Annotated in this window: 21 protein-coding genes; 12 read left to right on the plus strand and 9 right to left on the minus strand. The window is 58.4% G+C overall.

The annotated features are described in order from the left end of the window. Nucleotides 1–74 precede the first annotated feature (74 nt). On the minus strand, nt 75–266 hold the full coding sequence (locus tag GIW69_RS18925; RefSeq protein WP_236484309.1) for a DUF1508 domain-containing protein: 192 nt from the start codon (nt 264–266) through the stop codon (nt 75–77). Nucleotides 267–542: 276 nt separating this feature from the next. On the opposite strand from GIW69_RS18925, the gene GIW69_RS18930 reads away from it, so the two are divergent. From GIW69_RS18930 to GIW69_RS18955, 6 genes are all read left to right on the plus strand, one after another. Continuing rightward, entirely contained in the window at nt 543–1,511 is a 969-nt protein-coding gene (locus GIW69_RS18930) for a glycosyltransferase family 2 protein (RefSeq protein WP_236484310.1), read from the plus strand. A 3-nt stretch (nt 1,512–1,514) separates the two neighbouring features. Next, nucleotides 1,515–2,225 (plus strand): methyltransferase domain-containing protein, encoded by a 711-nt coding sequence (locus GIW69_RS18935; RefSeq protein ID WP_236484311.1) that lies wholly within the window; start codon nt 1,515–1,517, stop codon nt 2,223–2,225. Further along, nucleotides 2,222–2,608: a GtrA family protein gene (locus GIW69_RS18940; RefSeq protein WP_236484312.1), complete on the plus strand. Its 387-nt coding sequence runs from the start codon at nt 2,222–2,224 to the stop codon at nt 2,606–2,608. Before GIW69_RS18935 ends, GIW69_RS18940 begins: the two co-directional genes overlap by 4 nt. Continuing rightward, nucleotides 2,605–4,713 carry a DUF6311 domain-containing protein gene (locus GIW69_RS18945; RefSeq protein ID WP_236484313.1) on the plus strand — a complete coding sequence of 703 codons (2,109 nt, stop codon included), beginning with the start codon at nt 2,605–2,607 and terminating at the stop codon, nt 4,711–4,713. The genes GIW69_RS18940 and GIW69_RS18945 overlap by 4 nt, the downstream gene beginning before the upstream one ends. Nucleotides 4,714–4,784: 71 nt before the next feature. Next, entirely contained in the window at nt 4,785–5,711 is a 927-nt protein-coding gene (locus GIW69_RS18950; RefSeq protein WP_236484314.1) for a LysR substrate-binding domain-containing protein, read from the plus strand. Nucleotides 5,712–5,768: 57 nt separating this feature from the next. Next, nucleotides 5,769–6,134 carry a 5-carboxymethyl-2-hydroxymuconate Delta-isomerase gene (locus GIW69_RS18955; RefSeq protein WP_236484315.1) on the plus strand — a complete coding sequence of 122 codons (366 nt, stop codon included), beginning with the start codon at nt 5,769–5,771 and terminating at the stop codon, nt 6,132–6,134. Nucleotides 6,135–6,137: 3 nt separating this feature from the next. Here the strand turns inward: GIW69_RS18955 and GIW69_RS18960 are convergent, their stop codons facing one another. After that, nucleotides 6,138–7,073, minus strand: coding sequence for a LysR family transcriptional regulator (locus GIW69_RS18960; RefSeq protein WP_236484316.1), 936 nt, complete (start codon nt 7,071–7,073; stop codon nt 6,138–6,140). 500 nt (nt 7,074–7,573) lie between these two features. On the opposite strand from GIW69_RS18960, the gene GIW69_RS18965 reads away from it, so the two are divergent. From GIW69_RS18965 to GIW69_RS18980, 4 genes are all read left to right on the plus strand, one after another. Continuing rightward, nucleotides 7,574–9,223 carry a phosphoethanolamine--lipid A transferase gene (locus GIW69_RS18965; RefSeq protein WP_236484317.1) on the plus strand — a complete coding sequence of 550 codons (1,650 nt, stop codon included), beginning with the start codon at nt 7,574–7,576 and terminating at the stop codon, nt 9,221–9,223. 160 nt (nt 9,224–9,383) lie between these two features. Further along, on the plus strand, nt 9,384–10,517 hold the full coding sequence (gene rnd, locus GIW69_RS18970) for a ribonuclease D (protein ID WP_236484318.1): 1,134 nt from the start codon (nt 9,384–9,386) through the stop codon (nt 10,515–10,517). Continuing rightward, the gene (locus GIW69_RS18975; protein WP_236484319.1) at nt 10,514–10,807 is read left to right on the plus strand and encodes a YcgL domain-containing protein; all 294 of its coding nucleotides are present in this window, start codon (nt 10,514–10,516) and stop codon (nt 10,805–10,807) included. Before rnd ends, GIW69_RS18975 begins: the two co-directional genes overlap by 4 nt. Before the next feature lie 104 nt (nt 10,808–10,911). Continuing rightward, nucleotides 10,912–11,844 (plus strand): D-2-hydroxyacid dehydrogenase, encoded by a 933-nt coding sequence (locus tag GIW69_RS18980; RefSeq protein ID WP_236484320.1) that lies wholly within the window; start codon nt 10,912–10,914, stop codon nt 11,842–11,844. A gap of 61 nt (nt 11,845–11,905) precedes the next feature. Here the strand turns inward: GIW69_RS18980 and GIW69_RS18985 are convergent, their stop codons facing one another. Further along, on the minus strand, nt 11,906–12,499 hold the full coding sequence (locus GIW69_RS18985; protein WP_236484321.1) for a nitroreductase family protein: 594 nt from the start codon (nt 12,497–12,499) through the stop codon (nt 11,906–11,908). 177 nt (nt 12,500–12,676) lie between these two features. On the opposite strand from GIW69_RS18985, the gene GIW69_RS18990 reads away from it, so the two are divergent. After that, on the plus strand, nt 12,677–13,126 hold the full coding sequence (locus GIW69_RS18990; RefSeq protein WP_236484322.1) for a YcgN family cysteine cluster protein: 450 nt from the start codon (nt 12,677–12,679) through the stop codon (nt 13,124–13,126). Between the two features lie 126 nt (nt 13,127–13,252). Here GIW69_RS18990 and GIW69_RS18995 read toward each other — a convergent pair whose 3' ends face one another. The 4 genes from GIW69_RS18995 to GIW69_RS19010 all read right to left on the minus strand — a co-directional run bounded on the left by GIW69_RS18995 (nt 13,253) and on the right by GIW69_RS19010 (nt 15,569). After that, nucleotides 13,253–13,630: a YgaP family membrane protein gene (locus GIW69_RS18995; protein WP_236484323.1), complete on the minus strand. Its 378-nt coding sequence runs from the start codon at nt 13,628–13,630 to the stop codon at nt 13,253–13,255. Nucleotides 13,631–13,711: 81 nt separating this feature from the next. Further along, the gene (locus tag GIW69_RS19000) at nt 13,712–14,182 is read right to left on the minus strand and encodes an RNA methyltransferase (RefSeq protein ID WP_007911337.1); all 471 of its coding nucleotides are present in this window, start codon (nt 14,180–14,182) and stop codon (nt 13,712–13,714) included. A gap of 279 nt (nt 14,183–14,461) precedes the next feature. Further along, nucleotides 14,462–14,833 (minus strand): YajD family HNH nuclease, encoded by a 372-nt coding sequence (locus GIW69_RS19005; protein WP_095171662.1) that lies wholly within the window; start codon nt 14,831–14,833, stop codon nt 14,462–14,464. A 49-nt stretch (nt 14,834–14,882) separates the two neighbouring features. Next, complete coding sequence (locus GIW69_RS19010; RefSeq protein WP_236484324.1) at nt 14,883–15,569, minus strand: spermine/spermidine synthase domain-containing protein; 687 nt, start codon at nt 15,567–15,569, stop codon at nt 14,883–14,885. Between the two features lie 83 nt (nt 15,570–15,652). On the opposite strand from GIW69_RS19010, the gene GIW69_RS19015 reads away from it, so the two are divergent. Beyond that, on the plus strand, nt 15,653–15,937 hold the full coding sequence (locus GIW69_RS19015) for a hypothetical protein (RefSeq protein WP_236484325.1): 285 nt from the start codon (nt 15,653–15,655) through the stop codon (nt 15,935–15,937). Here GIW69_RS19015 and GIW69_RS19020 read toward each other — a convergent pair. Together GIW69_RS19020 and GIW69_RS19025 are read right to left on the minus strand one after the other, a co-directional pair. Continuing rightward, complete coding sequence (locus GIW69_RS19020; protein WP_236484326.1) at nt 15,934–16,407, minus strand: cyclic nucleotide-binding domain-containing protein; 474 nt, start codon at nt 16,405–16,407, stop codon at nt 15,934–15,936. The genes GIW69_RS19015 and GIW69_RS19020 overlap by 4 nt on opposite strands. A gap of 207 nt (nt 16,408–16,614) precedes the next feature. Beyond that, complete coding sequence (locus tag GIW69_RS19025; protein WP_236484327.1) at nt 16,615–18,669, minus strand: S9 family peptidase; 2,055 nt, start codon at nt 18,667–18,669, stop codon at nt 16,615–16,617. Nucleotides 18,670–18,687: the final 18 nt, after the last annotated feature.

The raw sequence follows: 18,687 nt of genomic DNA on the forward strand, positions 1-18,687 counted from the left end.
CAAAGACGCCGCTAACCGACTCGGATAGCGGCATTTTTGTTGTTGCTTCAACTTTCAGGCACCTTTCCCGGCCCTTAAATCTCCTTGACCGGCGTATCCCCGTGCACACCCTTGATCAACTCGATCACATGCAGGCAATCCGCTCTGTTCACATACGACTCCCCGCTGGCGACGGTCTCGTGGTTGCCGGCGCGCAATCTCCAGCGCCATTGGCCTTTGCCGGTGCTTGGGGTGCCTTTGGATTGCCTGTAAATCTCGAAATACATTCAGTTCGCTCCTTGCGATTGAGTCTGTGGGATATCCCGATGACGCAACGCAGAAGCGTAGCGGAGGATGTTTTTTTGGCTATCGAGCATTTGTTTCCAATCATTGTGAAATGTTACGGAGATGTCCGGACTAGAGCGCCACAATGGGCGTCAAGATTGGCCGTAATGCCATTTTTATGCCCTTGCATCACTGTGTTCGCTACTGCTTAATACGGGACGGCTCATGGCGTCGAAAATTTTTCGGCGACCGACAATCACTATAAAAAGAGCACTCCTGTGAATCATCAGCATGGAACGCAAAACTCAGGGCAGGTGACGTTGTCGCTGGTTGTCCCGGTGTTCAATGAAGCGGAAAGCCTCGAGAGTTTTTTCAACCGCATTCAGCAGGTGTTTGCGCATGAAGCGCTGATCACTCTGCAACTGGTGTTCGTCAATGACGGCAGCACCGATACCTCACTTGAATGGCTGCTTGAGCGCCAGCAATGCGATGCGCGGATCCGTGTCGTCGACCTGAGCCGCAACTTCGGCAAGGAGGCGGCGCTGTCCGCCGGTTTGCAGATGGCGACCGGGCAGATCGTCGTTCCGATCGACGCGGATCTGCAGGATCCGCCCGAAATCATTCCGCAAATGATCGAGCGCTGGCGTGAGGGCTATGAAGTCGTGCTCGGCCACCGGGTCAGCCGCCGCAGCGATTCCTGGGCCAAGCAAACGTCGGCCAACTGGTTTTATCGCTTGCACAACAAAATCGCGGAACGACCCTTGCCTGAGAACGTCGGGGACTTTCGCCTCATGGATCGCTGTGTGGTGGACGCTTTGCTGACCTTGCCTGAATCACGTCGGTTCATGAAAGGCCTGTTCGCCTGGGTCGGGTTTCGCACCACGCACATCGATTACGAACGACCGGAGCGGGTAGCGGGGCAAACCAAGTTCAACGGCTGGCGGCTGTGGAATTTTGCCCTTGAGGGCATTACCAGCTTCAGCACCGAACCGCTACGGGTGTGGACGTATCTGGGGGCGCTGGTGTCGTTGGTGTCCTTTGCGTTTGCCATTTTCATTGTGGTGCGCACGCTGGTGCATGGCGTGGATCTGCCCGGTTATGCTTCCTTGATGGTGGCGGTGACCTTTCTCGGGGGGCTCCAGTTGATTGGCATTGGCGTGCTTGGCGAGTACCTGGGTCGCACCTACATCGAATCCAAACGCCGACCGGTTTTTCTGGTGCGTCGTGTCTATGACCCGAAGGACTGAAGCATGGATCTCAAGGAAACCGACATCCTCGGCGACAACATTGGCGAGCACTGGTATTACTGCTCGAAAGCGGCAGCGACCACGCGTTTGTTGGGTGAGGCGCCAATCAAGCGGATTCTCGATATCGGCGCCGGCTCGGGATTCTTTTCACATCATTTGCTGAACCGCACGGCCGCTCAAGAGGCCTGGTGCGTCGACATCAGCTACCCCGCCGATTCTTCCGCGACCACCGCTGGCAAACCGGTGCACTATCGTCGCGACATTGATGCGGTCGACGCCGATCTGGTGTTGTTGATGGATGTGCTGGAGCATGTCGACGATGATCTGGGCCTGCTCAAAACCTACGTCGACAAAGTCCCTTGCGGCAGTCGTTTTCTGATGACAGTGCCGGCGTTTCAGTTCATGTGGAGCGGTCACGATGATTTCCTTGAGCACAAGCGTCGCTACACCCTGGCGCAGTTTGAAACCCTGGCGCGAGATGCCGGTTTGACGGTGAGCAAGGGTACCTATTACTTCGGTGCGGTGTTTCCAATTGCGGCAGTCCTGCGCTTGTTGCCTCAAGGTACGCAGACGAGACAACCCCATTCGCAACTCAAGCGCCATCATCCGCTGGTTAACTCGCTGCTCAAGACAATGTGCCGGCTCGAATTGCCGTTGATGGGCCTCAACCGGTTAGCCGGTTTGAGCGTTTTCGTGCTGGCGCAGAAACCGTGACGGCAGCCGAAAAAACAGCCTTGGTGCAGCGCGGCTTGCGTTTCGCCATCACCGGTCTGTTCGTCACCGCGTTGCATGGGCTGGTGGCGGTGTTGTTCATCCAGCATGTCGCGCCGTTGCCGCCGCTGGCCAATGGCGTGGCATTTGCGATCGCCACTGTCGTGTCATACCTGATCAATACCACCTGGAGTTTTTCCGCCCGATTGCATGGCCGCACGCTGCTGCGCTTCATGATGGTGTCGGCGGCGGGCTTTCTGTTGGCAATGTGTGTGGCCTGGGCCGCACAGATGGCCGGATTGCATTACTTGCTGGGCATTGGTGCGGTGGCATTGACGATCCCGGCGTTCACCTTTGTGTTGCATAACTTTTGGACGTATCGATGAAGGATTCTGCGAAACGCCTGGCGATCACGTTTTTGCCGTTAGTTCTCGGGGTATTGGCCTTTCTGATTGTGGTTGGCCCGCGCGCGCTCAATCCGCAAAACATTGCCTGGCTGGGGCAGGGCGATCCTGCCACTCATTACCTGGGATGGGTCTTTTTCCGCCAATCGCCCTGGTCATTTCCTCTGGGCCTGAACCCCGGCTATGGCTTGGAACTGAGCAATGGACTGATTTTCTCGGACTCGAATCCGCTTCTGGCGTTCTTGTTCAAACCTTTTTCTGCGCTGCTGCCCGAAACTTTTCAGTATTTCGGAATGTGGTTTCTGGCCTGTTTTGTGTTGCAGGCCTGGTTCGCGTGGAAACTGATCGGGTTGATGACGTCACATGTTGGTTTGAAAACCTTGGGCACAGCGTTGTTTCTGTTCGCGCCGCCGATGATCATTCGGATGCCGGTGCATCTGTCATTGGCCGGGCATTTCGTGATTCTCGCGGCGTTGTACCTGGCGTTGCGTCCATCGCAGGAGCGCCGCCGTTTGGCTTGGGCCGTGTTGCTGGGTTGTACTGCGCTGATTCACGCGTACTTTCTGGCGATGGTCGCGCTTGTCTGGCTGGCTGATCTTGGTGGTCGTTATTTCAAAAAGCAGCTGACGTTGCGTCATGTGGCCGTCGAACTGGTTTTGCTGTTTTCGCTGGTCAGTGTCTGCTGCTGGCAGGCGGGTTATTTCAGCGTGAACGGCAGTGATGCGGTTTCCGAAGGTTTCGGTTTGTACCGCGCCAATGTGTTTACGTTGTTGAATCCCAACACCTGGTCTTATGTGCTCAAGGATTTGCCAAACGGAGTGGGAGATTCGGAAGGCTTCAGCTTTTTGGGTTTAGGTATTTTGTTGCTGGCGGTGTGCGGTCTGGTCGGCGCATTGCAAGGGCATACCGGACTGATTCAGTCGTTGCGCCGCTACCCTTTTTTACTCGCCGCTCTGGCGGGACTGGCAGTTTTTGCGCTGTCCAATCACGTGGCGGTGGGCGGCGCGGATTTTAGTTATCCACTGCCGGCAAAAATCATCGAGATCGCCAATATTTTCCGGGCGTCGGGCCGTATGTTCTGGCCCGTTTATTATGCCGTCATTCTGCTGGTCATCTTCCTGGTGATTCGTGCGAACAAGCCGCGCACGGCCATGTACCTGATGGCGTTGGCGCTGGTGGTTCAAGTGGCGGATACGCGCAGCGGCTGGTCAGTGGTGCGCAAACAGTTGATGGTCGAACCGACCACTCAATGGTCATCACCGTTTGTCGACCCGTTCTGGCAAAGCGCTGCCGCGCACTATGGAAAGATTCGCTGGATCCTGCCGCAAAACTTGTCGGCGCATTGGCTCAATGTCGCAGCCTTCGCCGCAAGCCACGGGTTGCAGACCGATGCGGTGTACCTGGGACGCATGGGCAAAGACCAATGGATTCAAGCCGATCGGCGCACGGCGCAAATGTTGGCCTCGGGTCGTTATGACGCTGACTCGCTGTATCTGCTGAGTGATCGGGCCTTGTTGCAGGCCGTTCCAACCGTCAATTCCAAAACGGATCTGTTCGCCGTCATCGATGGCTTTACCGTACTGGCTCCGGGTTGGAAACAGTGTGCCGAATGCGTGCAGCAATACGCTGTACAGGTGCCTCAGCAATTGGTTCCGGAATTTGGATCCGGTCAAGCTGCCCGGTTCGGTTACGGCGGAACCGGTAAGGCGTTTCTGTCGCGCGGATGGTCGGATGCTGAGGCGTGGGGTGTCTGGTCCAATGGAACTGAAGCCGAAATCGTGTTGCGGGTGCCGGACTCTGCTCGAACCTTGCGTCTCGAAACCATGGCATTCGTGGCGCCTGATCACGAGCGGCAAAGCGTGGTGATTAAACTCAATGACATCGAGGCAATGTCGACCATGTTGGACAAGCCAGACGGCAACGTTATCGAGTTCAATCTGACGCCTGCGATGCGCCAGCGAATAAAGGCTCAGGGGTTGCTACGCCTGCAACTGCAATTTGCCGATGCAGTCAGTCCTCAGCAGTTAGGCATAGGTGACGATGCACGAAAGCTTGCCTTGGGATTGAAGTCGATGAGCGTCAACTGACAGCATCGCCCGTAGACGCAACCCTCCGTGCTTTCTAAACTGCCCGCAGTCTGGGGATCGCGGGGTAAGGGATGAATCGCAATGAACTACGCAAGGCCGACATCAACCTGATGGTGGTGTTCGAGACCTTGATGCTGGAGCGCAACGTGACCCGGGCGGCGGAGAAACTGTTTCTCGGCCAGCCGACCATCAGCTCGGCGCTCAACCGTCTGCGTGTGATGTTCAACGATCCGCTGTTTATCCGCGTCGGCCATCGGATGGAGCCGACAGCGCGGGCCGAAGAGTTGTTTCGGCATCTGTCGCCAGCGCTGGATTCGCTGTCCGTGGCGTTGAGCCTGACCCACGATTTCGACCCGGCCGTGAGTAACATGACGTTTCGCATCGGCCTTTCCGATGACGTCGAGTTCGGCCTGTTGCCTCCCTTGTTGCGGGCCTTGCGCCAAGAGGCGCCGAAAGTGGTGTTCGTCGTGCAGCATGTCGATTACTGGCGCATTCCCGATTTGCTGGCCGCTGGCGACATCACCGTTGGCATCAGCCAGACCCGAGGCCTGCCGGCGAACGCCAAGCGCAAACTGCTGCGGCATATTCAGCCGAGCGTCCTGCGCGCCGATGCGTCCGACGCGCCGCTGACCCTCGATGAATATTGCGCACGTCCCCACGTACTGGTTTCCCATACGGCCAACATCAGTGGTTACGCCGATGAATGGCTAGCGGAAATCGGCCGCACGCGGCGGGTGGTCTTGTCGGTGCCGCAATACAGTTCATTGCCGGCACTGCTGGCCGGCACCGACCTGATCGCCAGCCTGCCGGACTACACGGCCGAAGCGATGGCGCTGTCGGGCACTCTGTTCAAGGAGCCATTCCCGTTCAAGACGCCGACCCTGGACTTGTCGATGGTCTGGCTCAGTCACGTTGACACCGATCCGGCGGAGCGCTGGTTGCGTTCTCGCCTGGAGGCATTCATGAGTGAGCGGCCGCTGCTACCGTCACTCGAGTAAGCAGCGTTTTGCTGTGCTATACGTACGAACTTTCCGCCGACCTACAGGAGCCGTCTCATGCCACACCTGCACATGGAATACACCGCCAACCTGCCGCAACTGAATGCCGACGTGGCGTTGATCCGTCTCAATAACACGCTGGTGGGATCAGGCCAGTTTGGTGCTGAATCCGACATCAAGGGCCGGGCGGTGAAGGTCGAGACGTTCAAGGTGGGCACCGCGATGGCCGAGCGCGGTTTTGTCCATGTGAAGCTGGCGCTGCTCAGCGGGCGTTCGCCGCAGATTAAGAAGCAGCTCTCGGAAAGCCTGCTGGCCGTGTTGCAGGAACTCTGTGAATGGCCGGCGGATGTGGAAGTGCAGCTGTGTGTCGAGTTGCTCGACATTGATCGCGAGTCCTACAGCAAAACCGCCATCGGCGTGTAAGTCTCACGCCGCTTGCAGTTCGCTGCAGGCGTGAATCACTTGCTCTCGCAGCCAGACGTTCGCGCTGTCCTGATCGGCGTGCCCGCTCCAGAGCATGTCGAGTGTGAAACCCGGCAAGCCGTCCGGCGCTTCACAGTGGTTAAACACGGCTTCATTGGTCAGCTGCTGCTGAATACGCCGGGGCAGGGTGAGGATGAAGTCGGTGCCAGTAATTGTCTTCAGGGCCGCGCCGTAACTGTTGGAGCGCGCAACGATCTGGCGCTTTTGCGCCTGCCGCGCCAGCCAGCCATCGACCATGTTGGTGCTGGACATCCACGGTGTGGGAAAAACGTGCCGACGCTCAGTGAACGCTTGCAGGCTCAGGCGCGGCTCCAATGGCGTGGCGCGCTTGTCGAACACGCAGACCAGATCGTCCTCCAGCAGCATCCTTGATTTGAGATCGGTGTAGTGACGATGAAAGTTTGGTCCGAAACAGATCACCAGATCCAGGCTGGCGTCGCGTAACGCCTCGGCGGGGACGTCGGTTTCAAAGGTGTGCACGTTGACCATCACCGGTAGATCGGCGAAATCGAAGCGTTTTAACAGGCGCGGCAGTATCAATTGCTCAAAGTATTCCGGGGCGCAGATGTTGAACGTCATCGGGCGGGAGGCAGGATCGAATGCCGTCGCACCGGCGTGGCACAGGTTGATGTTTTCGAGGATCTTCAGCACATGGCCATACATGGTGCTGGCCTTGTAGGTGGGGCGCATGCCTGTGCGGGTATTGATGAACAATTCATCTTCAAAACTGGTGCGCAGCTTTTTCAGACAGTAACTGACGGTGGACTGGCTAACGAACAACGTTTCCGATACTCCAGTGACGCTGTTTTGCTCGTAAACAGCGACAAACACCATCAGATCCTGCATGTCGAGCTTTCTAAGCAAGTTACTGTTCAGCATCCATTGCCTCTCGCTGTGCTCCTTGCGCCAGAGGTGCGCAAACGTGTGCGTACGATCCTAGCGGAACGATGGTGCCAGGAGAATCACCTGTAGGCCGTTTCCCTGTCGTTGGTGGGACAGAAACTTTAAGCAACACGACGCTTGCAAAAAATCGGCAAAAAGATGGCCAGAGGCCTCCAGCCCGGGGCTTGACCCGACAGAGGAATCTGTAGGAGCGAGCCTGTTCGCGAACGCGTTGGCTCATTGAGCATCGATGCTGGCTGGCGCGACGCCTTCGCGAGCAGGCTCACTCCTACAAGTGAAAACTTGCTCTTTTTCTGAACAAAACCTGAACCATTCTCAAACACTTCATAAGTTTTAGCTCTTTGCCATTAGCCAACTAATCGTTGGCTTCTTTTTCACAAAAAATTGATGGTTGCCTGCTTAAAGTTTGTGTTGTCTGAGTCAATGAATTTTTCACAATTGACGGCGGTGCTTCTTTCCAGGAATAGCCACTTCTTATGTTCAAGTCAAAAGCCGTACGCCCGGAATGGGTGACGTTGTTTGCCAGTGCCTTTCTTTTGGCCGGATTCAATTTTATGCTCTGGCAGCATTTGTTCGAGATCACCGCCCCGGACGGCAAAGGCATTGCCATGCGCGTGGCTTTCGGGCTGATGATTTTCGCAGCCTATAACATTGTGCTGACGTTGTTGGCGTTTCGACCGGTATTTAAACCGGTGTTGACCTTGTTGTTTATGGTCAGTGCCGGCGTTGCATATTTCATGAGCCAGTATGGCGTCATGATTGATGCAGGCATGTTTCGTAACTTTGCCGAAACCAATGCCACGGAAATTCGTGATCTGCTCTCTTTGAAGTTGCTGGCTTATATATTTTTGCTTGGTGTCTTGCCTTCCTGGTTGTTATGGAAAGTGCCGGTTGATTATCGTCGCTGGCATAAAGAACTGTTGAGCAAAGTTATCGTAAGTGTCGCCTCTGTAGCCGTCATCGGCGGCGTGGCATTGGCCAATTACCAAGGGTTGTCGTCGCTGTTTCGCAATCACCATGAATTGCGCCTGATGCTGGTGCCGAGTAATTACATCGGTGCATCGGCGGGTTATTTACGTGAGCAGGTCGCTTCGGCGCAGCAGCCGTTCATCAAACTGGGTGAAGATGCGCGGCGCGATCCGCAATGGCAACACCATCCGCGCAAATCCCTGACCGTGCTTGTCGTCGGGGAAAGTGCCCGGGCCGAGAACTTCGGCATTCTGGGATATGACCGGGACACGACGCCGCGGCTCGATAAAGAAACCGGTCTGATCGCCTTTACCGATGTGCATTCCTGCGGCACGGAAACCGCCGTGTCCGTGCCGTGCATGTTCTCCAACATGGGGCGGAAAAATTACGACGCGAGCAAGGCAAAAAACGAAGAAGGGCTGCTGGACGTGCTCAAGCGTGCGGGTATTGACGTGATCTGGCGCGACAACCAGTCCGGCTGCAAAGGCACCTGCGACCGCGTCACACTGCAGGACGTCAGCAACCTCAAGGATCCGGTGTTGTGTGCCAACAGCGAATGCCGCGACGAGATTCTGCTGCAAGGCCTGCAGAGCTTCATTGATAACCTGGATAAAGACACCGTGCTGGTACTGCACCAGATGGGCAGTCATGGGCCGGAGTACTTCAAGCGTTATCCGAAAGAATACGAACACTTCACCCCAGTGTGTGAGAGCAACGCACTGAACAATTGCAGCCGCGAAAGTATCGTCAACGGTTACGACAACACACTGGTGTACACCGACCACGTTCTCTCAAGCCTGATCGATGTACTGCGCACCAATCAGGACAAGGTCGACACCGCCATGCTCTACCTGTCCGATCACGGCGAGTCGCTGGGCGAATACAACCTGTTCCTGCATGGCACGCCGTACATGTTGGCGCCGGATCAACAAAAGCACGTGGCAATGCTGGCATGGTTTTCCGACAGCTATCAGAAGTCGTTTTCCGTCGACACCCACTGCCTGCAAATGAGCCGCGACAAGCCGTTGAGTCAGGACAACCTGTTCCATTCGATGCTTGGCCTGCTGGAAGTGCAGAGCAAGGTCTATCAACCCGATCTGGACATGTTCGCCGGCTGCCGTGGCGCGGTGATCGACGGCGTGCTCGCCAAGCAATGATCGAAGCGGCCTGTTGACCTGACGCAACGGGCCCGTTCATCCCTCCGTCAGACTATTCTTGCCCTTGGGCGGGATATTTCATCAAAGCTCTTGTCCAGTGGAGGCGCGGAAATCGCCGACGGCGATATATACTGCGCGCCATTCTTCAAGGGAGAGCCGTGTGGCCATCGATATTCACTGGATTCGCGACAACGAAAGCCTCGCGCAGTTTTGCGCCGAGTGGCAGCAGCTGCCTTTCGTGGCCCTCGACACCGAATTCATGCGGGTCGACACCTTCTACCCGATTGCCGGTCTGTTGCAGGTTGGTGACGGCAAACGCGCTTACCTGATCGATCCGCTGACCATCAACGCCTGGCAACCGCTGGCCGAGTTGCTGGAAAATCCGGCGGTGCTCAAAGTCCTGCATGCTTGCAGCGAGGATCTCGAAGTCCTGCTGCGCCTGACCGGCAGTCTGCCGGCGCCACTGTTCGATACGCAGCTGGCCGCTGCTTACCTGAACCTCGGTTTCTCCATGGGCTATTCGCGTCTGGTGCACGAAGTGCTCGGCATCGAACTGCCCAAGGGCGAAACCCGTTCCGACTGGTTGCAGCGCCCATTGTCGGAGACGCAAATCAGTTATGCCGCCGAAGATGCGCTGCACCTGGCGGAAGTTTTCGTACAGCTGCGGCCGAAGCTGTCTGACGATAAATTCGCCTGGGTGCTGGAGGATGGCGCCGAGCTGGTCGCCAACCTGCGCCGCGAAACAGATCCCTACGAGGTTTACCGCGACGCCAAACTGGCGTGGAAACTCTCGCGGGCGCAACTGGCCGTGCTGCGCGAACTCTGCGCCTGGCGTGAACGCGAGGCCCGTGCCCGCGATCTGCCGCGCAACCGTATTGTGCGTGAGCACTCGCTGTGGCCGCTGGCCCGCACGCAGCCGGACAACCTCGGCGCGCTGGCGAAGATCGAAGACATGCACCCGCGTACCGTGCGTCAGGACGGCGAGTTTCTGCTTGATCTGATCAAGCGCTCTGGCAGTGTGGGGCCAGATCAATGGCCGCCGGCGGTGCCCGAACCGCTGCCGGTGGACGCCGCTGCGCTGATCAAGCAACTGCGCGCCCTGGGACAGGCCGAAGCCGAGCGCCTGAACATTGCGCCGGAACTGATGCTGCGCAAGAAAACCCTCGAAGCGCTGGTCAAGACTGGCTACCCCGATGGGCCTTACCAATTGCCTGATTCGCTGCGTGGCTGGCGCCGCGAATTGATGGGCCAGGCGCTGCTTGACAGCTTGGCCACTGCCGGAGAACAGCCTTGAAACGTATTTGCTCCATTTATCACAGCTCAAAAAGAACCGGCATGTACCTTTACGTGCTGAAGGCCGATGCGCTCGAACGCGTGCCGGAAGCCCTCATGGCCGCTTTTGGCAAAGCCAAGCATGCCTTCGACCTGGTGCTGACACCCGAGCGTAAATTGGCCCGCGAAGACATCGCGGTGGTGCTGGAAAATCTCGAAAAGCAGGGCTACCACCTGCAGATGCCGCCCGCCGAGGACGAGTACATCGAGCACTTGCCTGAAGAGTTGCTGCGACGCAACGACCCGGTCTGATCTACGAGGCCCTGTCCTTGGGCCTCTCGATACCCTGAATGATTTTATGGCGATGACTGTCCTTTAAAGGGCAGTCCTCTGCACGGTTTGCGAAAGGTTTGAACATGCGCGTTCTGATTGCCGAACACGACCACGCGATTTACGAAGGCCTCCTGCGGCAAGCGGCCCCGGAGCTTGAAGTGCTGACCAGCGACGACTCCGCCGAACTGGCCCGTCAGGCGGCCGATTGCCCGGTGTGGCTGGGCCAGCCGGATCTGCTGGCGACTCTGCTGCGCCAAGGCCATCAGCCACAATGGATGCAGTCGACCTGGGCGGGTATCACGCCGCTGTTGGCCGACGGCCTGCGGCGGGATTATCGCCTGACCCGGGCGGTAGGAATTTTTGGCCAGGTCATGGCCGAATACGTATTGACTTACATGCTCGGTCACGAGCGCGAAGTGCTGGCGCGACTGGTCAGCCAGGTCGAGCGCAAATGGGACAACCGCACAGGCCAGAGTCTGTCAGGGCGCAAGGTGTTGATTGTCGGCACCGGCGACATCGGCCAGAGCGTGGCGCGTTTCCTCAAGCCGTTCGGTGTCGAGCTGTACGGTATCGCCAGCAGCGCCCGTGAACTGGCGCCGTTTGTCGAAGTCGGTTCGATGGCGGACTTGCCGCGTCTGGTCGGTGAGGTCGATTACGTGGTCAACCTGTTGCCCAACACTGATCACACCCACGATATCTACGACGCGGCGCTGTTTAAGCAATTCAAGCCGACCGGGTTGTTCATCAATGCCGGGCGCGGGGTCGCTGTGGTCGATGCGGATCTGGTGCAAGCGTTGAAAGAAGGGCATCTGGCTGGCGCCGTTATCGACGTCTGCCGCCAGGAGCCGCTGCCGCAACGGCATCCGTTCTGGACAGCGTGGGGTTTGTTGTTGACCGGGCACAGCTCGGCGCCGACCTCGCCACCGATGATGGTCGATCTGTTCGTCGAGAACCTGCGGGCGTATCAGACGGGAGAACCGTTGCGCGGGGAAGTGGATTTCACGCGCGGTTACTGATTAACCGCAATAAAAATGTGGGAGCGAGCCTGCTCGCTCCCACATTGGTTTTTGCTGTGGCTTAAAGGGTGAAATCGCCCTCAGCAGCTATTTCTGCCAGCGGACGACGCGGGCTCGGCACTTCGCGCGCCTGCAGGTACTCGGCCAGCGAGGCCTTGTCGCCCAGCTTGCCCACCGCCACGGCGGCATGCAGCGCATAACCTTCAGGAATGTTCAGCTCCTTGCGAGTCAGTTCCTGATCGAAACCGGCCATGCCGTGGGTGTGCCAGCCGCTCAGGCTGGCTTGCAACGCCAGATGGCCCCACGCCGAACCCGTGTCGAAGGTGTGCCACAGCGCCGGGGTTTCTTCAGTGGCGCCGGGCGCGGTGAAGGTGGTTTTCGAGATCACGATCACCAGTGCCGAGGCATGTTGCGCCCAGCTGCGATTGAATTCGTTCAGCAGGCCCAGATAGCGTTCCCAGTTTGGCGTGTCACGGCGCGCATAGAGAAAACGCCATGGCTGCGAGTTGTAGGCCGACGGCGCCCAGCGCGCGGCTTCAAAAAAACTCAGCAGGGTGTCCAGCGGGATTGCTTCGCCGGTAAACGCGCGGGGCGACCAGCGATCGGTGAACTGCGGGTGAATGGCATATTCGGCAACGCGAGGGTTGGCACTCATCTGGAATTTCCTTGCTACGTTTAGGTAAGAAACCGGGATCGCTTGGGACAGGCAAAACTACGCGCCGTCGTAAAAACTGACAAGTGCCCTGTAACCGTCAGTCGTCAGCGCTTGGCCCACGGCCCCCGGGGCACTAGACTGGCGGCCTTTTCACCACCTGATGCAGATGCTTGAGCCATGGCCGCCAAAGTCGAACCCTTCTGGATACGCAAAACCCTTGAGCAGCTTGACCCTGAGGAATGGGAATCGCTGTGCGACGGTTGTGGCCTGTGCTGCCTGCAAAAGCTCGAAGACGAAGAGGACAACAGCGTTTATTACACGCGCATCGCCTGCAAACTGCTGGATCTGAAGACCTGTCAGTGCAGCGATTATCCGAATCGCATCAAGTTTGTCCCGGACTGCATCCAGCTCACCCCGGGCAAGGCTGACGAGTTCAAATGGCTGCCGCCGACCTGCGGTTATCGGCTAGTCAGTGAAGGCAAGGATCTGCCGCTGTGGCATCACTTGGTGTGCGGCGACCGCGATGCGGTGCACCACGAACGGATTTCACAGTCGGGGCGCATGTTGGCGGAAGGCAGCGTGGCGGAAGATGATTGGGAAGATCATCTGATTTTTCGGGCGGGGTGATTATCCTGGGGTTGTGCTGAGGATGAAGATCAAAAGATCGCAGCCTTCGGCAGCTCCTGCAGGGTTTACAACGCCTTTAGGTTGGAGCTGCCGAAGGCTGCGACCTTGTGATCTTGTTCTAAAAACTCAAACCCCGGCCTTCGGCGATTTCACCGAATCATTGCCGGTCACCGTGGCGGTGCTGGTCGCCGCTTCGGCGTTGGCCTTCAATTTGCTCAGTTCGTCACCGGCACGCTCGATCTTGGCCCGCACGTTGTTCATGTCCTGACGACCTTTCTCCAGCAGGCTCTTCGCCGAGCAATGGCCGGTGATGCCACGCGCCAGCGCCATGCCGCCGATCGCCACTTGGATCAGGCCGAAAATGCCACCTCGGCGCAGCCCTTTACCCATCATGACCACACCGCCCGTCAGCGAGCCGATGCGTTCCCAGCCATGAACATTCTGGTTCGACGGGCTCTGGAACGGGGTGGAATCGATACGTTCGACGCGTTTGAGTTCGCTCATGATCTGTCTCCAGGCAACGTGTGATTGATAGATAAGCTGACTGCAATGGCGGTCAGCTCGTTCCATCGGATATGTTGCGGTTCAGCGGAATTTCGGCCCGGAGCGGGTGTTCAAGCCCTTGGCCATGCGGTCGTAAAGCACGACGTTGACCGTGGCGGCGAGGTTCATGCAGCCGGTGGTCGGTATGTAGACGACGTCTTCGCACCAGTCGCGGATTTCTTTATCCAGCGAGCCGTCTTCCGGGCCAAAGATGTACAGGGCGCGATCCGGATGGGTGTATTCCGGCAGCGGGCGGGCGCCCTCGACCAATTCCACAGCGACAGGTACGCAGTTCAGCGGGAGGATTTTCTTCAGATCGTCGATGCCGATCAGCGGAATGTCGTAATGCACTCGCTTGGTGTCGGTGACGAAATCGGCGGCGCGCTCGTAGCGCTTGCCGGTGTAGAACACGGACGCCACGCCGTAGCAGCCGGCGGCGCGCATGACCGAGCCGACGTTTTCCGGTGATTTGGGGTTATACAAACCAATGCAGCTGTACCGTTTGTCTGCCACGAGCGAGGTGCCTTCGGGAAAAAAAGAGGGCGATTATACGGGGATTGGGGGAGGGTGGTCAGATTCAAGAGGTGTGGCGATTGATCCGGCCCCATCGCTGGCAAGCCAGCTCCCACAGGTTCTCTGAACTACACAAAATTTGTGCGCGACCGAAATCATTGTGGGAGCAAGCCTGCCAGTTCCCACAGAGTCCTTGGAATACACAATTTTTGCGTACGACCGAAATCACTGTGGGAGCTGGCTTGCCAGCGAAAGGGCCAGCTCAGGCGATGCACATCTTCAGTCGTCTTTTTTCATCAGCCCGGCCAGCGCCGCAAACGGGTTATGCGTGGCCTTGGCAATTTTCGGGGTGCTCAGCGAGCCTTCGCTGAAATACTGCTGATCGGTGTAGCGCGAGTGTTCGTTGTCGTGGCAATACAAGCACAACAACTCCCAGTTCGAGCCGTCCTGCGGGTTGTTGTCGTGGTTGTGGTCGCGGTGGTGCACGGTCAGCTCGCTCAGGCGTTTGCCGGAAAACTCGCGGGTGCAACGGCCGCAGACGTGCGGGTACATTTTCAGGGCTTTGTCGCGGTAGCCCATTTCCTTGTCGCGCTGGTTGTCGGCGAGGATACGATCCAGCTTCGACGTGTTGGTTGGAGTGGACGAACTCATGGGTTCACCTTTATCGAAAGACTAATGACGGTTATGACGCCAGTTTAGCTCAGCCCTTGAGCTTCTCGGCAATCCAGATCGTGTGGCGGGTGCCCTTGTTGCCGTGGGCGAAGACCTGAACTTCCTCGGCCTTGAAGCCGGCTTTCTTCAATTTATCGGAAAACTGCCGGTCGGCGCTGGCCGACCAGACGGCCAACACACCTTTAGGGCGCAGGGCTTTGGCGCAGGCGCTGAGGCCACCGGCCGAATACAGCCAACTGTTGGCCTTCTGGGTCAGGCCTTCAGGGCCGTTGTCGACGTCGAGCATGATCGCGTCGAAACCGTTCGGCTCGCTTTGCAGCACCTTGGCGACGTCTTCCATGCGAATCACCGTGCGCGGATCGAGCAACGGTCGGCCGGACTTTTCACCGAGGGGGCCGCGATTCCACTCGACCACGCCAGGCACCAGTTCAGCGACCACCACTTCGGCGGTCTTACCCAGGTGCTTGAGCGCCGAGGCGAGGGTGAAACCCATGCCCAGGCCGCCGATCAGCACCCGAGAATCTGCACGTCCGGCGACCTTGCGGCAGGGAATCTCGGCCAGCGCATCTTCGGAGCCGTGCATGCGCGTGTTCATCAGTTGCCCGCCGTCGCCACCCTGGATCTTGATGACGAAATCCTCGCCATATTCGAACAGGCACAGGGCGCCGCCGTTATCAGGGATCGGGGTGGTGTCGAGCAGAACAAAACGTTTCATGAAAATCTCGATAAAAGAAGGGAAGGCAAGCCGCCCGGGTTGGGAGTAGCCTGAGGGCAGACAAGAGGCCAACGGAGCCCTGAATGAAGCGCACCATTCTAACGGCCATTGCCATGGCCGCGCTCACGATAACTGCGGTGCAAGCGCAACAGACGCTTCCCGTCAGTCCGACGCTGCAACCGGGCTCGCCGGGCACCGCGACGCCGACGCCGTACCCGCAGATCACCCCGTCACCGATTCCCAAGAGCGGCCCCGGCAGTGGCGGTCCACCCTTGGTGCCGATTGAGATGCCCAGCCCGCCGACCAAGGATCAGCCGTTGCCGGGGCTTGATCCGGCAACGTCATCGGGCAAGCCGCCCGGCGGTTAAAACTGTTGAGCGGCCAATTGGCCGTCGGCCATGCGCAGGCGTTTGGAGAGGGAGACGGCAAGGGCGCGAATGATTTTCGCGGCGATTTTCGGTGCGTCGTTGAGCATCTTCTCCAGCGAGTCCTTGCCAAGGTTCAGCAACTGGCAATTGCTCGCCGCGATACAAGTGGCCGAGCGGCGTTCGCCATCCAGCACGGCCATCTCGCCAAACGCCCGGCCGCTACGCAAGGTGGCCATGGTCACCACTTGGCCGTCGGTGCCGGTTTTCTGCACGGCCACTTGGCCGGTGTGGATGATGCACATGAAGCTGCCGGCATCACCCTCGCGGAAAATCGCCTCGCCCTGCGGCACCGTGCTGATGCTGAAATAGCCAGACGCGGCGGCAAAATCCACCGGCAGCAGTTGATCGAACAGGCCGCAGTCCATCAGCCAGTCGCGGATTTCATTGTTCAATAAGGTCGGTTCTGACATGTCGTCGCGGTCTTTTTTTGTCTGGGATGCAGGCTCGAAGTCAGCGAATAACCTTGTAGGAGCGAGCCTGCTCGCGAAAGCGGTGTGTCAGTCATCGTTGATGTGAATGACAGAGGGCTATCGCGAGCAGGCTCGCTCCTACAGAGGATCTGTGGGGTATCGGCCTTATGGGTCTGGAATTAAGACCCGGTCGACCGACGGAGTTCCTCAGTCAATCCCCAAAACCTTAAAAACAAATGCGTATTCGAGGGCTACGTCACGGATTCCCTGATAGCGACCGCTCATGCCGCCGTGTCCGGCGCCCAATTCAGTCTTGAGCAGCAGGGGATTGTCGTCAGTTTTGGTTGCGCGCAATTTCGCCACCCACTTGGCCGCTTCCCAATACTGCACGCGGCTGTCGTTGTAGCCAGCGATCACCAGGGTCGCAGGATAAGTCTGCGCGGTGACGTTTTCGTACGGCGCGTAGGCCTTGATTCGCTCGTAAACGTCTGGCTCTTCAGGGTTGCCCCATTCGTCGTACTCGGTGACGGTCAGCGGCAGATCCGGATCGAGCATCGTGTTGAGGACATCGACGAACGGCACTTCGGCAATCGCCACGCCGAACAGCTCCGGGCGCTGGTTAAGCACCGCGCCGATCAGCAAACCACCGGCACTGCCGCCGCTGATCGCGAGTTGCGGCGCGGTGGTGTAGCCGTTGGCGATCAAGTGCTCGGCGCACGCGATGAAGTCGCTGAAGGTGTTGTGTTTGTGTTCTTGCTTGCCGGCGCGATACCAGGCTTCGCCCAATTCGCCGCCGCCTCGCACATGAGCGATGGCGAACGCCATGCCGCGATCCAGCAGGCTCAGGCGTGCGTGGGAAAACCACGGATCGAGACTTTCACCGTAAGCGCCGTAGCCATAAAGATAGAGCGGCACCGGTTTGCCGAGCATTTCGCGTTTGACCACCAGGCTGATCGGCACTTGAGTGCCGTCCGGCGCCGTGGCCCACAGGCGCTGGCTGACATAGGCGTCGGCGTCGAACGGGCCGAGCACCGGGGTTTCTTTCAAAACGGTTTGCTTGCCGTCGGCCAATATTAATTGGCGTATCTGAGCCGGACGATTCAACGCTTCATACCGCAGGCGGATGCGGTCGCTGTTGAATTCAAGGCTGTTTTGCACATACAGGCTGTAGGCCGCGTCCGGCAATTGCACGCGATAAGGCGCCAAACCCTGTGGGCGAACTTCAATGATCGGCAAGCCGCCTTCACGCAGACTCAACGTCATGGCGTCGGTATTGAGGCTCAGGCCGTCGATCATCACCGTGTCGCTGTGCGGGATCAGGTTCTGCCAGTCGGTTTCGCTTGGCACCACACCGGTATCCGGCGCCTGATACAGCGCGAAGTTGATGCCATCGCGGTTGGTTCGGATGAACCACGTCCATTCGCCGTCGAGCTTGCCGTGATCGACGTCGTACTCGTGATCCTCGACCCGTGGCGCCAGACAGGTGAACGGCAAGTGCGGCAGAGACGCGTCGAGTGCCCAGACTTCACTGGTGGTTTTGCTGCCCAGTGAGAGCAGCAATTGCTGTTCGGAACTTGAACGGTAGCAATGCAGGAAAAAGCGCCCGTCAGGCTCATGGAACACTTCTTCGGCCGCCGTGCCATCGAGGCGGTAGCGATAGAGTTTGTGGGGGCGATGGGTGTCGTCCAGTTCGCCGAAAAACAGGGTCAGGCTGTCGTTGGCCCAAGTCATGCTGCCGTCGCAGTCCTGAAATTCCAGTTCGCTGACGCGGTCGCTGGATAATTCCTTCACGAACAACGTGTAAATCTCGTCGCCCGTGGCGTCGACGCTGTAGGCCAGACGCTGGTGGTCGGGGCTGATGCTGAACGCCCCCATCGAAAAGAAGCCACCGTTGGCCAGCACGTTCGGGTCGAGCAACAATTGTTCGCGGCTTTCATCAAGGGTCAGGCTGTCATCGGCCGGGCGCGGGCAGCGGTAGTGGCGGGCATATTCATCGCCAGCGGTGGTGCGGGTGTAATAGAGATACGGGCCCCACGGCGACGGCAGTGACAGGTCAGTTTCGAGGATCCGGCCCTTGATCTCTTGGAACAGCGTTTCGCGCAGCTGAGCCTGATCGGCGGTCAGCGCCTCTTGGTAAGCATTTTCGGCCTTGAGGTAATCGAGCACCGCGTCGGTGTCACGCTCCTGAAGCCAGGCATACGGGTCGGCACCGGCGTCCTTGCGGGCAACCGGGGCAGTGATGACGGTGGTGGATACGGGCATGAAAGGCTCTCGGACAGT

Origin of the sequence: Pseudomonas syringae (assembly GCF_021605415.1) — a bacterium.
Lineage (GTDB): Bacteria > Pseudomonadota > Gammaproteobacteria > Pseudomonadales > Pseudomonadaceae > Aquipseudomonas > Aquipseudomonas syringae_S.